The sequence below is a fragment of the Vibrio sp. 10N.247.310.24 genome, from assembly GCF_041467175.1.
GTDB lineage: Bacteria > Pseudomonadota > Gammaproteobacteria > Enterobacterales > Vibrionaceae > Vibrio > Vibrio tasmaniensis_A.
Genome location: NZ_JBFSUD010000013.1, coordinates 37,473 through 51,015, shown reverse-complemented (window position 1 = coordinate 51,015; position 13,543 = coordinate 37,473). Strand labels below are relative to the sequence as shown.

General features: G+C 44.4%; 16 protein-coding genes. All 16 read left to right on the top strand.

The window, feature by feature from the left end:
- The first annotated feature begins 156 nt into the window (after window positions 1–156).
- On the top strand, window positions 157–291 hold the full coding sequence (gene rpmH / locus AB6E08_RS06370) for a 50S ribosomal protein L34 (RefSeq protein ID WP_004735800.1): 135 nt from the start codon (window positions 157–159) through the stop codon (window positions 289–291).
- 45 nt (window positions 292–336) lie between these two features.
- Window positions 337–660 carry a ribonuclease P protein component gene (gene rnpA, locus AB6E08_RS06365; protein WP_029223763.1) on the top strand — a complete coding sequence of 108 codons (324 nt, stop codon included), beginning with the start codon at window positions 337–339 and terminating at the stop codon, window positions 658–660.
- Window positions 627–884, top strand: a complete 258-nt coding sequence (gene yidD, locus AB6E08_RS06360) for a membrane protein insertion efficiency factor YidD (protein ID WP_004735802.1) — start codon at window positions 627–629, stop codon at window positions 882–884. Before rnpA ends, yidD begins: the two co-directional genes overlap by 34 nt.
- A 2-nt stretch (window positions 885–886) precedes the next feature.
- Window positions 887–2,506 carry a membrane protein insertase YidC gene (gene yidC / locus AB6E08_RS06355; RefSeq protein WP_009848131.1) on the top strand — a complete coding sequence of 540 codons (1,620 nt, stop codon included), beginning with the start codon at window positions 887–889 and terminating at the stop codon, window positions 2,504–2,506.
- 129 nt (window positions 2,507–2,635) lie between these two features.
- Complete coding sequence (mnmE, locus tag AB6E08_RS06350; RefSeq protein ID WP_029222947.1) at window positions 2,636–3,997, top strand: tRNA uridine-5-carboxymethylaminomethyl(34) synthesis GTPase MnmE; 1,362 nt, start codon at window positions 2,636–2,638, stop codon at window positions 3,995–3,997.
- A 50-nt stretch (window positions 3,998–4,047) separates the two neighbouring features.
- Window positions 4,048–4,482 carry an FMN-binding protein MioC gene (mioC, locus tag AB6E08_RS06345; protein ID WP_009848129.1) on the top strand — a complete coding sequence of 145 codons (435 nt, stop codon included), beginning with the start codon at window positions 4,048–4,050 and terminating at the stop codon, window positions 4,480–4,482.
- Window positions 4,483–4,962: 480 nt separating this feature from the next.
- On the top strand, window positions 4,963–6,858 hold the full coding sequence (gene mnmG, locus AB6E08_RS06340) for a tRNA uridine-5-carboxymethylaminomethyl(34) synthesis enzyme MnmG (RefSeq protein WP_012605106.1): 1,896 nt from the start codon (window positions 4,963–4,965) through the stop codon (window positions 6,856–6,858).
- On the top strand, window positions 6,858–7,490 hold the full coding sequence (rsmG, locus tag AB6E08_RS06335; RefSeq protein ID WP_009848127.1) for a 16S rRNA (guanine(527)-N(7))-methyltransferase RsmG: 633 nt from the start codon (window positions 6,858–6,860) through the stop codon (window positions 7,488–7,490). Before mnmG ends, rsmG begins: the two co-directional genes overlap by 1 nt.
- 14 nt (window positions 7,491–7,504) lie before the next feature.
- Window positions 7,505–8,278: a ParA family protein gene (locus AB6E08_RS06330; protein ID WP_371995790.1), complete on the top strand. Its 774-nt coding sequence runs from the start codon at window positions 7,505–7,507 to the stop codon at window positions 8,276–8,278.
- 23 nt (window positions 8,279–8,301) lie between these two features.
- The gene (locus AB6E08_RS06325; RefSeq protein ID WP_371707307.1) at window positions 8,302–9,183 is read left to right on the top strand and encodes a ParB/RepB/Spo0J family partition protein; all 882 of its coding nucleotides are present in this window, start codon (window positions 8,302–8,304) and stop codon (window positions 9,181–9,183) included.
- 192 nt (window positions 9,184–9,375) lie between these two features.
- Window positions 9,376–9,765 carry a F0F1 ATP synthase subunit I gene (locus AB6E08_RS06320; protein WP_008221392.1) on the top strand — a complete coding sequence of 130 codons (390 nt, stop codon included), beginning with the start codon at window positions 9,376–9,378 and terminating at the stop codon, window positions 9,763–9,765.
- A gap of 8 nt (window positions 9,766–9,773) precedes the next feature.
- Window positions 9,774–10,571, top strand: a complete 798-nt coding sequence (gene atpB, locus AB6E08_RS06315) for a F0F1 ATP synthase subunit A (RefSeq protein WP_009848124.1) — start codon at window positions 9,774–9,776, stop codon at window positions 10,569–10,571.
- A 49-nt stretch (window positions 10,572–10,620) separates the two neighbouring features.
- A complete protein-coding gene (atpE, locus tag AB6E08_RS06310; protein ID WP_004411110.1) occupies window positions 10,621–10,878 on the top strand; it encodes a F0F1 ATP synthase subunit C in 258 nt (85 codons plus the stop codon).
- Between the two features lie 59 nt (window positions 10,879–10,937).
- Complete coding sequence (gene atpF, locus AB6E08_RS06305) at window positions 10,938–11,408, top strand: F0F1 ATP synthase subunit B (RefSeq protein WP_010433231.1); 471 nt, start codon at window positions 10,938–10,940, stop codon at window positions 11,406–11,408.
- 15 nt (window positions 11,409–11,423) lie between these two features.
- A complete protein-coding gene (gene atpH, locus AB6E08_RS06300) occupies window positions 11,424–11,957 on the top strand; it encodes a F0F1 ATP synthase subunit delta (RefSeq protein ID WP_009848122.1) in 534 nt (177 codons plus the stop codon).
- Between the two features lie 13 nt (window positions 11,958–11,970).
- Window positions 11,971–13,512, top strand: coding sequence for a F0F1 ATP synthase subunit alpha (gene atpA, locus AB6E08_RS06295; RefSeq protein ID WP_009848121.1), 1,542 nt, complete (start codon window positions 11,971–11,973; stop codon window positions 13,510–13,512).
- The last annotated feature ends 31 nt before the right edge of the window (window positions 13,513–13,543 follow it).

Genomic DNA, 13,543 nt, shown 5'->3' with positions numbered 1-13,543 from the left:
TAGTTAACCCAATCATTGACACTTTTTGTGACAGTGATTACAATTCCGCCTCTTTGTTGAGAGGCGTCGGTTTTCCTTTCTTATATAAAGAAGAGAAAAAATGCCCACGCCGGGTTTAACAAAAACCTAAAACTACTGATCAGTAAGGTAATTACAATGAAACGCACTTTTCAACCTACAGTTCTAAAGCGTAAGCGTACACACGGTTTCCGTGCTCGCATGGCTACTAAGAACGGTCGCGCAACAATCAATGCACGTCGTGCAAAAGGCCGTAAGCGTCTTTCTAAGTAATCTTTGATTATTTTGAATAAGCTAGCCTTCGGTCGGGAGTTACGCTTGTTAACTCCCGAACATTATCAGAATGTCTTCAAGCAAGCTCATCGAGCAGGCTCCCCTCATTTCACCATCATTGCCCGAAATAACTCTCTTTCAAATCCTCGCCTTGGATTAGCCGTTCCGAAAAAGCAGATTAAAACCGCCGTGGGTCGTAATCGATTCAAGCGTCTTACTCGTGAAAGTTTTCGTAACACTCAACACAAACTTCCTAACAAAGATTATGTTGTAATCGCTAAGAAGAGCGCGCAAGATTTAAGCAATGAAGAAATGTTCAAGCTACTCGACAAATTATGGCTTCGCCTGTCTCGCCCTTCGCGTGGATAGCGCTAATACCCATCTATTTTTATAGATGGTTTATTAGTCCACTCATCGGCCCACGCTGCCGATTTACTCCAACCTGCTCTTTATATGCGATAGAAGCGTTGAAAGCTCACGGTTTTGTAAAAGGGTGTTGGTTATCAGGCAAACGTCTATTAAAATGCCATCCTTTGAACGAAGGGGGCTTTGACCCCGTTCCACCAGTCCAAAAACAAGACAGAGATAAATAACGATGGATTCTCAACGTAATATCCTGTTAATCGCATTGGCTTTGGTTTCTTTCCTACTGTTCCAGCAATGGAACGTAGCTCAGAACCCAGCTCCACAAGCGGTTGAGCAGGCACAATCTGGCAGCACCCTACCAGCGCCATCTTATGCAGATGATCTAGACCCGGCTCCTGGTCAAGTTGCTTCTGCTAAAACTATCACAGTAACAACTGATGTTCTGACTCTGTCAATTGATACGGTTGGTGGTGATGTCGTTACAGCAAACCTAAACGATTACTCTGCTGAGTTCGATTCTGAAGACACTTTTGTTCTTCTTAAAAACGAGCCTGGTCACCAATTTATCGCTCAAAGCGGTCTAGTGGGTCCTCAAGGTATCGATTTAAGCAGCACTAACCGCCCTAGCTACACGGTTTCAGCAGACAGCTTCACGTTGGCTGAAGGTCAAGATGAACTACGCATCCCAATGACTTACCAAGCGAACGGCCTGGATTACACAAAAACATTCGTCCTTAAGCGCGGCAGCTACGCGATTGACGTTGAATACGATGTAGTCAACAACTCTGGCAATAACGCAACATTCGGCATGTACGCTCACCTACGTCAAAACGTTATGGATGACGGTGGTAGCCTAACAATGCCAACTTACCGTGGTGGTGCTTACTCTACGGAAGATACGCGTTACAAAAAATACAGCTTCGACGACATGCAAGATCGCAACCTTTCTCTTAACCTAGCAAACGGTCAAGGTTGGGCAGCGATGATTCAACACTACTTTGCAAGTGCTTGGATTCCACGCGACGAAGCAGGCAGCAACCTTTACACTCGTGTAATTGGTAACCTTGGCGACATCGGTGTTCGCATGCCGAACAAAACCATCGCTACTGGCGACGAAGCAAGCTTCAAAGCAACGCTTTGGGTTGGTCCTAAACTTCAAGACCAAATGGCTGCTGTTGCACCAAACCTAGACCTAGTAGTTGACTACGGTTGGTTATGGTTCATTGCTAAACCACTTCATACTCTGCTTTCATTTATTCAAGGCATCGTTGTGAACTGGGGTCTGGCAATCATCTGTCTAACTTTCATCGTTCGTGGTGCTATGTACCCACTAACGAAAGCTCAGTACACGTCTATGGCGAAAATGCGTATGCTTCAGCCTAAGCTGACTGCAATGCGTGAGCGTATTGGCGACGACCGTCAACGCATGAGTCAAGAAATGATGGAGCTTTACAAGAAAGAGAAAGTAAACCCACTAGGTGGCTGTTTACCTATCCTTCTTCAAATGCCTATCTTCATTTCGCTATACTGGGCACTAATGGAGTCTGTTGAACTGCGTCACTCACCGTTCTTCGGTTGGATTACTGACCTTTCAGCACAAGACCCATACTACATCTTGCCACTTCTGATGGGTGCTTCAATGTTCCTAATCCAGAAGATGAGCCCGACAACTGTAACGGATCCAATGCAGCAGAAGATCATGACCTTTATGCCGGTTATGTTCACATTCTTCTTCCTGTTCTTCCCTTCAGGTCTGGTTCTTTACTGGCTAGTATCGAACATCGTAACTCTAATTCAGCAAACGCTTATCTACCGCGCACTGGAAAAGAAAGGCTTACATTCTAAGTAAGTTCGATAATAGAAAGAGATAAAGAAAGGCGACCAAAAGGTCGCCTTTTTGTTTTTAGCTGATTACAATTCAGCTAATTGATTAATCGTGAATGCCCTCTTTGGCTTTCACATGCTAGCAGGCACACCTATGACTACAGATACGATTGTTGCTCAAGCGACCGCGCCAGGCCGTGGTGGCGTCGGTATTATCCGCGTTTCCGGCCCATTGGCGACTCAGGTTGCCCTAGAAGTAACAGGAAAAACACTTAAGCCTCGCTACGCTGAGTACCTCCCGTTTAAATCTCACGATGGCATCGAACTAGACCAAGGTATCGCGCTTTTCTTCCCTAACCCACATTCGTTTACTGGCGAAGACGTGTTAGAGCTGCAAGGCCACGGCGGTCCGGTGGTGATGGATATGCTAATCAAACGAATCCTCGCGATCTCAGGCGTGCGTGCTGCGCGTCCAGGTGAGTTTTCAGAGCGTGCCTTCTTAAACGACAAGATGGATTTAACTCAAGCCGAAGCGATTGCTGACCTGATTGACGCAAGCTCAGAAGAAGCAGCGAAATCTGCACTACAATCCCTGCAAGGTGAATTCTCAAAGCGTATTAATACACTGGTAGATTCCCTGATTTACCTAAGAATCTACGTTGAAGCGGCTATCGACTTCCCTGAAGAAGAAATTGATTTCCTTGCTGACGGTAAAGTAAGTGCTGACTTACAGGCTATCATCGACAATCTCGAAGCTGTGCGCCAAGAAGCCAATCAAGGTGCCATCATGCGTGAAGGTATGAAAGTCGTGATTGCAGGTCGCCCAAATGCGGGTAAATCGAGCCTATTAAATGCATTGTCAGGCAAAGAATCTGCCATTGTGACTGATATTGCCGGCACTACGCGTGATGTACTGCGTGAACATATCCATATTGATGGCATGCCACTGCATATTATTGATACCGCAGGCCTACGTGAGGCCTCTGATGAAGTAGAAAAGATAGGTATTGAACGTGCTTGGGAAGAAATAGCTCAGGCAGACCGAGTTTTATTTATGGTTGATGGCACAACAACAGACGCAACCGACCCGAAAGATATCTGGCCAGATTTCGTTGATCGTCTACCAGACAACATCGGAATGACGGTAATTCGTAATAAAGCGGATCAAACCAGTGAAGAGTTAGGCATTTGTCATGTTAACGATCCAACCCTGATTCGCTTATCAGCCAAAACAGGCCAAGGTGTCGACGCTCTGCGTAGTCATCTAAAGGATTGTATGGGCTTTGCTGGTGGTCATGAAGGTGGCTTTATGGCACGTCGTCGTCACTTAGATGCCCTAGAACGAGCATCAGAACACCTAGATATCGGCCAACAGCAGCTTGAAGGCTACATGGCGGGTGAGATTTTAGCGGAAGAGCTTCGAATTACTCAGCAGCACCTCAATGAGATCACGGGTGAGTTCAGTTCAGACGATCTTTTAGGTCGCATCTTCTCTTCATTCTGTATTGGTAAATAACCTTAAAAGGCCAGCTCATGCTGGCCTTCTTCTTTAGTAAGGACAGCTTAATGATCCACATTATTACAGGTAGCACCTTAGGTGGTGCAGAGTACGTTGGCGATCACCTTAATGATCTTCTTGAAGAGCAAGGTCATGAAATAACCCTTCATAATCAGCCTGAATACGATGATATCCCCCAACAAGGCTTTTGGTTGTTGGTCACTTCAACTCATGGTGCCGGTGAATTTCCAGATAATATTAAGCCGTTTATCGACGCATTGACCCAGCAATCTCCAGATTTAAGCCAGGTTCGCTTTGCTGTAGTGGCGCTTGGAGATTCGAGCTACGATACCTTCTGTTTGGCAGGTAAATCAGTCCACAGCCAACTAAAAGAGCTCGGTGCTCAAGCGATTTCTGGCTGTTTTACCATCGATGTTCTTGAAACACCGGTCCCAGAAGATGCTGCAGAGGAATGGTTTAACGATCATAGTGACCAGTTTTAACACCCCAATCTTCTAAAAAGCGGCTTATGCCGCTTTTTTTGTCTCTGAAAATCGTGATTGTGAATAACTTTTTTGAAAATAAATCGAAATACATGTCCTTTTTTTCAATTTTCTCTGTGGATAAGATCATACATATACGGTGATCAACCTATAGTTATCCAAATAACAACTTTCTAGGTAATTCCCCCTTGTGCATAAGTAGCCATTTTGATCCCAGCTAATCCTCATTATGATCAAAGTTAGATCACACCCTTTGATCCAAAAAAGATCCATGATCTTGTTGATCATTTTCTACTTACCCACAGACACCCTCGATCCTAATAATAGATCTAATAAAAGATCTCTCTAAAGATCTTATCTATATTAATTAAAAACAGCTTTTTCGAAAAATTCCAAAAACGTTTTCTCAAGCTATGAAAACAGGTAGAATATCGCTCCTTTTTATCAATCTAGAAACGTTTGAGTACCTGAGGTCGGTTCATGCTTTATCACGAAAAATTTGACGTCATCGTTGTTGGTGGTGGCCATGCAGGAACGGAAGCCGCACTCGCATCTGCACGTACTGGTCAAAGTACGTTATTACTAACTCATAATATCGATACGTTGGGACAGATGTCTTGTAACCCAGCCATTGGCGGGATCGGTAAGGGCCACTTGGTAAAAGAGGTCGATGCTATGGGTGGATTAATGGCGCAAGCTATTGATCATGCAGGTATTCAGTTCAGAACATTAAACGCATCAAAAGGCCCTGCGGTACGTGCAACTCGTGCACAAGCTGACCGCGCACTTTACAAAGCCTTTGTCCGTAATGTTCTTGAAAACACACCAAACCTAACTCTGTTCCAACAGTCGGTTGATGACTTGATCGTTGAACAAGATCAAGTGGTGGGTGTGGTTACGCAAATGGGCCTCAAATTCCGCGCTAATGCTGTGGTCTTAACGGTAGGCACATTCCTAGGCGGTAAGATTCATATTGGTATGGAAAGTTCATCGGGTGGACGTGCGGGTGATCCACCATCGATCGCGCTCGCTGACCGTCTTCGTGATCTTCCATTTCGTGTTGATCGCCTGAAAACAGGTACACCTCCTCGCATTGATGCACGCAGCGTTGATTTTTCTGAGCTTGAGGTTCAACACGGCGATAATCCGACTCCGGTTTTCTCATTCATGGGTAACCGAGCTCAGCAGCCGCGTCAGATTCCATGTTACATCACGCACACTAACGAAAATACGCATGACGTTATTCGTGCCAACCTCGATCGCAGCCCGATGTACGCTGGTGTGATTGAAGGTATTGGCCCTCGTTACTGTCCGTCGATTGAAGACAAAGTGATGCGCTTTGCTGATAAAAACAGTCACCAAATTTTCATTGAGCCTGAAGGCCTAACGACGCACGAGTTATACCCTAATGGTATTTCAACCAGTTTGCCGTTTGATGTTCAGGTAAAAATCGTTCACTCAATGAAAGGTTTTGAGAACGCACACATCGTTCGTCCTGGTTACGCGATTGAGTACGATTTCTTTGACCCTCGCGATCTTAAACTGACTTACGAGACCAAGTTTATTAAGGGGTTGTTCTTTGCAGGGCAAATCAATGGCACCACTGGCTACGAAGAAGCTGCAGCACAAGGCTTAATGGCCGGTTTGAATGCGAGTTTGTTTACGCAAGGCAAAGAGGGCTGGAGCCCACGCCGCGATCAAGCTTACATGGGTGTACTTATCGATGACTTGTCGACAATGGGTACCAAAGAACCGTACCGCATGTTTACATCTCGCGCGGAATACCGCTTGTTGCTTCGTGAAGACAACGCTGATATCCGTTTGACTGAAAAGTCACGTGAACTTGGCTTGGTCGACGATGCTCGTTGGACGCGATTCAACGAGAAGATGGAAAACATGGAGAAAGAGCGTCAACGTCTTAAAGAAACATGGATTAATCCAAAATCTGAAGATATTGATCAATTGAACCAGATCCTGAAAACACCAATGTCTCGTGAAGCGAGTGGTGAAGATCTTCTTCGTCGTCCTGAAATGACTTATTCACAGCTAACGTCGTTGGATCGTTTCGGTCCTGCACTGGAAGATCAACAAGCCTCAGAGCAAGTTGAGATCCAAGTGAAGTACGATGGCTATATCCAACGTCAACAAGATGAAATTGAAAAATCACTGCGTCATGAAAACACCAAACTGCCGGCTGACATCGATTACAGTAAGGTAAAAGGGCTTTCTAACGAAGTGGTTCTAAAACTAACTACCGCTAAACCAGACTCAATTGGTATTGCATCGCGAATCTCAGGTATCACACCTGCTGCAATTTCAATTCTGTTGGTTTACTTGAAAAAACACGGCCTGTTGAAAAAAGGTGAGGAAGCATAATGAGCGCATTACGCGAAAAACTGGATCACCTGATTGGCCAGACTGAACTTGAAGTATCTGAAAAGCAACGCAGCCAATTGGTTGGCTACGTTGAGTTACTAAACAAGTGGAACAAAGCATACAATCTGACGTCAGTTCGTGATCCGCAAGAAATGATGGTGAAACATATCTTAGATAGCATCATTGTTAGCACTCACTTACAAGGCAAGCGCTTTATTGACGTTGGCACAGGCCCTGGTCTTCCTGGGATTCCGCTCTCAATCATGAATCCTGACTGCGAGTTTTACTTGCTAGACAGCTTGGGTAAGCGTATTCGTTTTATCAAGCAAGTGATTCATGAGCTGGGTATCGACAACGTGGTGCCGATTCAAAGTCGCGTTGAAGAATTTCAACCAGAAGAAAAGTTTGATGCCGTGCTCAGTCGCGCATTTGCATCAATGACAGACATGGTAGAGTGGTGTCATCATTTACCTAAAGAGCAATCCGGTGTATTTTTGGCTCTTAAGGGACAACATCCTAGAGACGAAATCGACCTGTTACCTGAATGGTGTTCAGTGACAGACATTAAAGCTTTGCAAGTGCCAGAGCTTGATGGAGAGCGTCATCTAGTTACTTTATCGCGTCAGGGATAATCAGCGAGGCCATAGTGGGTAAAATCGTAGCAATTGCCAACCAGAAGGGTGGCGTAGGAAAAACAACAACTTGCATTAACTTGGCAGCATCAATGGCGGCAACAAAGCGCAAGATATTGGTTGTTGACCTCGATCCTCAAGGTAATGCCACGATGGCGAGCGGTGTTGACAAGTATCAGGTTGAAGCAACTGCTTACGATTTGCTGGTTGAAGACAGCCCATTTGATGAGGTAGTTTGCCGAAGTACATCTGGCAATTATGACCTTATCGCCGCAAATGGTGATGTTACAGCGGCAGAAATCAAATTGATGGAAGTGTTTGCTCGTGAAGTTCGCCTAAAGAACGCGTTGGCACCCATTCGTAGTAACTATGATTTCATCTTTATCGATTGCCCACCGTCATTAAATCTTCTTACAATTAATGCGATGGCTGCGGCCGATTCCGTATTGGTTCCTATGCAATGTGAATACTTTGCTCTGGAAGGTTTGACTGCGTTGATGGATACCATTAGCAAGCTCGCTGCGGTGGTAAATGAGAATCTGAAGATTGAAGGTCTTCTGCGTACTATGTACGATCCTCGTAACCGCTTATCGAACGAAGTATCTGATCAACTCAAAAAGCACTTCGGTAGCAAAGTCTATCGAACTGTGATCCCTAGAAATGTGCGTCTGGCAGAAGCGCCGAGTCATGGCAAGCCAGCAATGTACTACGACAAATATTCTGCAGGAGCTAAGGCATATCTTGCTCTTGCTGGCGAAATGTTACGTCGTGAAGAAGTCCCAGTATAGGTCCAACCAAAGGAATTCGCTCAATGTCTAAGCGTGGTTTAGGAAAGGGGCTAGATGCATTGCTTGCAACTAGCTCATTAGCTCGTGAAAAGCAGCAAGTTGCTTCTTATAGTCAGGCGTTGTCGGCTGATGGTGAGCTTATCGAATTGGCTGTTGGTTGCTTAAAGCCAGGTGTATATCAACCGCGTAAGGATATTGCGACGGAAGCGCTAGAAGAGCTGGCAGCATCAATCCAATCTCAAGGTATTATTCAGCCAATCGTTGTACGCCCCTTAGCACACGACCAGTTTGAGATTATTGCTGGCGAACGTCGTTGGAGAGCTGCTCGTCAAGCTGGCCTTAAGCAAGTGCCATGTTTAATTAAGAGAGTCGAAGACAAGGCCGCGATTGCAATGGCATTGATCGAGAACATTCAGCGTGAAGACTTGAATGCTATCGAAGAAGCACAAGCGTTAGAGCGCTTGCAGAACGAATTTGAGCTGACACATCAACAGGTTGCTGAAGTGATCGGTAAATCGAGAGCAACGGTTAGTAACTTATTACGTCTAAATCAGCTCGAAAGTGAAGTAAAAGGTTTAGTTTCCAACAAACTCCTGGAAATGGGGCATGCTAGAGCATTGCTTGCGCTCGAAGGCGATACCCAGGTTGAGGCAGCAAACACTGCGGCAACCAAAAAAATGACCGTGCGTCAAACTGAGCAGCTTGTTAAAAAGTGCTTAAAGCCAGACGTTGAATCAGAATCGAAGCAAGAAGACACTGAAGCTATCGAACTTTCACGAAGACTCACGGAAAAATTGCAAGCAAACGTTTCAGTTACTCGTTCTGTTAGTGGGAAGTCAAAAGTGACAATTACTCTTGATGAGCCTCACAAATTAGATCAACTTATTGCTAAATTAGAGTACTAAGTGAGATAATTGATTTAGGTCAATTATGTAATGAACAAGTGATTTCGTACAAAAGTTGTCGGTTTGTATACAAAAATGTAAATGATTGCTGCATTCTTATTGCAATCAATTTGGCTGAACGTATAATTTTCGCCAATTTATCAGCACGCTTTTAAGCGAGTATCAAAGTAGGCTTAAAAGAGGAACGAATACATGGTAGCGGCGTTAGCAAGACCAGGACGAGTGCTTGCAAAGCAAATGTTATTGATCGAGCTTAGCGCGGTTATATTAGTGGCGATAGGGTTAGGTTTAGCTGTTAATCCTGATTGGGGTTTTGCTGCATTAATCGGTGGCGGTATTTTTGTCATCGCGAATGTAGTTTTTTGTGTGTGTGCTTTTCTATTTTGTGGAGCTCGCGCAACTAAGTTAGTTGCGGCGTCGTTCTATGCAGGTGAAGCGCTCAAAATCTTAATCACAGTTCTACTATTCTCTATCGTCTACATGTATATGCAGGTGGAATTAATTCCCCTCAAACTGACCTATTTACTGGTTCTAGGTATTAATATCTTTGCGCCAGTGCTTTTCATTAACAATAAAAAATAGGATGAGTTATGGCTGCGCCAACAGCATCCGGATACATTGAACACCATTTACAAAACCTTTCTTTAGCTAAGTTTGGTCTTGTAGAGGAGACAAGTTTCTGGAACGTACATATAGACAGTCTGTTTTTTTCGGTGTTGACAGGGATGTTATTCCTTTGGGTTTTTCGCTCAGTCGCTAAGAAAGCAACAGTAGGTGTACCTGGTAAGCTTCAGTGTTTTGTTGAAATGGTAGTGGAATTCGTTGGTGACAACGTTAAAGAAACTTTCCATGGCCGCAACCCTCTGATTGCCCCACTAGCACTGACTATATTCTGCTGGATTATCATTATGAACTTGATGGACTTAGTGCCTATCGATTTCTTACCATATCCTGCAGAGCATTGGCTAGGTATCCCTTACTTGAAAGTGGTTCCTACAGCTGATGTTAATATAACAATGGCAATGGCTTTAGGTGTTTTTGCTCTGATGATCTACTACAGCATCAAAGTGAAAGGTCTAGGCGGATTTGCTAAAGAATTGGCACTGCATCCATTTAATCACCCAATCATGATTCCATTTAACTTGGTACTTGAGGTAATTTCGTTATTAGCGAAGCCACTATCTCTAGGTATGCGTTTATTTGGTAATATGTTTGCGGGTGAGGTGGTGTTTATTCTTATCGCGGCAATGCTACCGTGGTACTTACAATGGGTAGGTGCACTACCTTGGGCTATCTTCCATATCTTGGTTATTTTGATTCAAGCGTTTGTTTTCATGATGTTGACAATCGTTTACTTATCAATGGCTCATGAAGATAGTGATCACTAAAAAATTTTTAAGCTTTATTCTAACTATTAATGTTAATCGGAGAACGTAAATGGAAACTGTACTAAGTTTTTCAGCAATCGCTGTTGCTATCATTGTTGGTCTTTGTGCCGTAGGTACTGCAATTGGTTTTGCTATTCTTGGTGGTAAATTCCTAGAAGGCGCTGCGCGTCAACCTGAAATGGCTCCAATGCTACAAGTTAAGATGTTCATCATCGCTGGTCTATTGGATGCTGTTCCAATGATCGGTATCGTAATCGCACTACTATTCACGTTTGCTAACCCATTTGTTGGTCAACTAGCAGGCTAATTAACTTCTAAATAGTTAATTAAATTTTTGTAGTTGATTCTTAACGAGGGGTAGCTGTTGTGAATATGAACGCAACTCTGCTAGGTCAAGCAATTGCTTTTTCACTGTTTGTTTGGTTCTGCATGAAATATGTATGGCCACCAATCATGCAAGCAATTGAAGAACGTCAGAAAAAAATTGCTGACGGTCTAGTAGCCGCTGAACGCGCTGCTAAAGACTTGAACCTGGCACAAGCCAACGCTTCTGAGCAAATGAAAGAAGCAAAGCGCACTGCAACTGAGGTTATTGATCAGGCAAACAAACGTAAAGCTCAAATTATTGATGAAGCACGCGAAGAGGCTCAGGCAGAACGCCAGAAGATCTTAGCGCAAGCTGAAGCAGAAATTGAAGCAGAGCGTACACGTGCCCGTGATGACCTGCGCAAACAAGTCGCAACTCTGGCTATAGCTGGTGCTGAGAAAATCCTTGAACGTACTATCGATAAAGATGTACACGATGATCTTCTTAACAACATTACTGCAAAACTTTAAAGCAAGGGGCTGTATATGTCTGATTTGACTACAATCGCACGCCCCTATGCTAAAGCAGCGTTTGACTTTGCGGTAGATAAAGGTGAGCTAGACCAATGGGGTCAAATGCTTACTTTTGCTGCCGAAGTGGCACAAAATGATGATGTTCACAATTTATTAAGCGGTTCTATGACTGCTGAAAAATTAGCTGAAGTATTCATTGTAATTTGTGGCGAACAATTTGATGAATTCGGTCAGAACTTAATTAAAGTGATGGCAGAGAATGGCCGCTTAATGGCTTTTCCTGATGTTTGTAAAGAGTTCTTTATACTCAAAAAAGAGTATGAGAAAGAGATCGACGTTGAAGTAACTTCAGCGGTAGAACTTTCTGAAGAACAACGTGCAGAGATCAGCAGCAAATTGGAACAGCGCTTAGCGCGCAAAGTTCAGCTGAATTGCAGTATAGATGAGACTCTACTTAGTGGAGTTATTATTCGAGCCGGAGACCTAGTCATCGATAACTCAGCGCGCAGTCGTTTAGACCGCCTGAGCGATGCATTGCAGTCTTAATGGGGATTGGAGCATGCAACTTAATTCCACTGAAATTAGCGATCTAATTAAACAACGTATTGAATCTTTCGACGTTGTTAGTGAAGCTCGCAATGAAGGTACTATCGTTTCTGTAAGCGATGGCATCCTTAGCATCCACGGCCTAGCGGACGTGATGCAAGGTGAAATGATCGAACTACCGGGTGGCCGTTACGCGCTAGCACTAAACTTGAACCGTGATTCGGTTGGTGCTGTTGTAATGGGCCCGTATGCTGACCTACAGGAAGGCATGAAAGTTACAGGTACTGGTCGTATTCTAGAAGTACCAGTAGGTCCTGAAATGCTTGGTCGTGTTGTAAACACGCTAGGTGAGCCAATTGATGGTAAAGGTCCAATCGAAGCTAAATTGACTTCGCCTGTAGAAATTATCGCACCAGGTGTAATCGACCGTAAATCGGTAGATCAACCTGTTCAAACTGGTTACAAGTCTGTTGACTCAATGATCCCTATCGGTCGTGGTCAACGTGAGCTAGTAATCGGTGACCGTCAAACTGGTAAAACAGCAATGGCGATCGATGCGATTATTAACCAAAAAGATTCTGGTATTTTCTCTATCTACGTAGCTATCGGCCAAAAAGCGTCGACTATTGCTAACGTAGTTCGCAAACTAGAAGAGCACGGCGCACTAGCAAACACTGTTGTTGTTGTTGCATCTGCTTCTGAATCTGCAGCGCTGCAATACCTTGCACCGTATGCTGGTTGTGCGATGGGCGAATACTTCCGTGATCGCGGTGAAGATGCACTGATTGTTTATGATGATCTATCTAAACAAGCCGTCGCTTACCGTCAAATCTCGCTACTACTAAAGCGTCCACCAGGTCGTGAAGCGTTCCCAGGTGATGTTTTCTACCTTCACTCTCGTCTACTAGAGCGTGCAGCTCGTGTAAGCGAAGCATACGTAGAAAAATTCACTAACGGCGAAGTGACAGGCAAGACTGGTTCTTTAACAGCTCTTCCTATCATCGAAACGCAAGCTGGTGACGTATCTGCATTCGTACCAACGAACGTAATCTCGATTACTGATGGTCAGATCTTCCTACAAACTGAGCTATTCAACGCGGGCGTACGTCCAGCTGTTGACCCAGGTATCTCAGTTTCTCGTGTAGGTGGTTCGGCGCAGACTAAAATCATCAAGAAGCTATCTGGCGGTATCCGTACTGCTCTAGCTCAATACCGTGAACTTGCAGCATTTGCTCAGTTCTCTTCGGATCTTGATGAAGCGACTAAGAAGCAGCTAGACCACGGTCAAAAAGTTACAGAACTGATGAAGCAGAAGCAATACGCTCCTATGTCTGTATTTGACCAAGCTCTAGTAATCTTCGCTGCAGAGCGTGGATACCTTCAAGACGTTGAACTTTCTAAAGTTCTAGACTTTGAAGCTGCTTTACTGTCGTTTGCTCGTGGTCAATACGCTGATCTAGTAACACAGATCGACGCAACGGGTGCTTTCAACAAAGAAATCGAAGCTGAGCTGAAGAAGCTTGTTGACGATTTCAAGGCAACCCAGACCTGGTAATTGGTAGGTGGTCTTAGGGCCACCTCATACC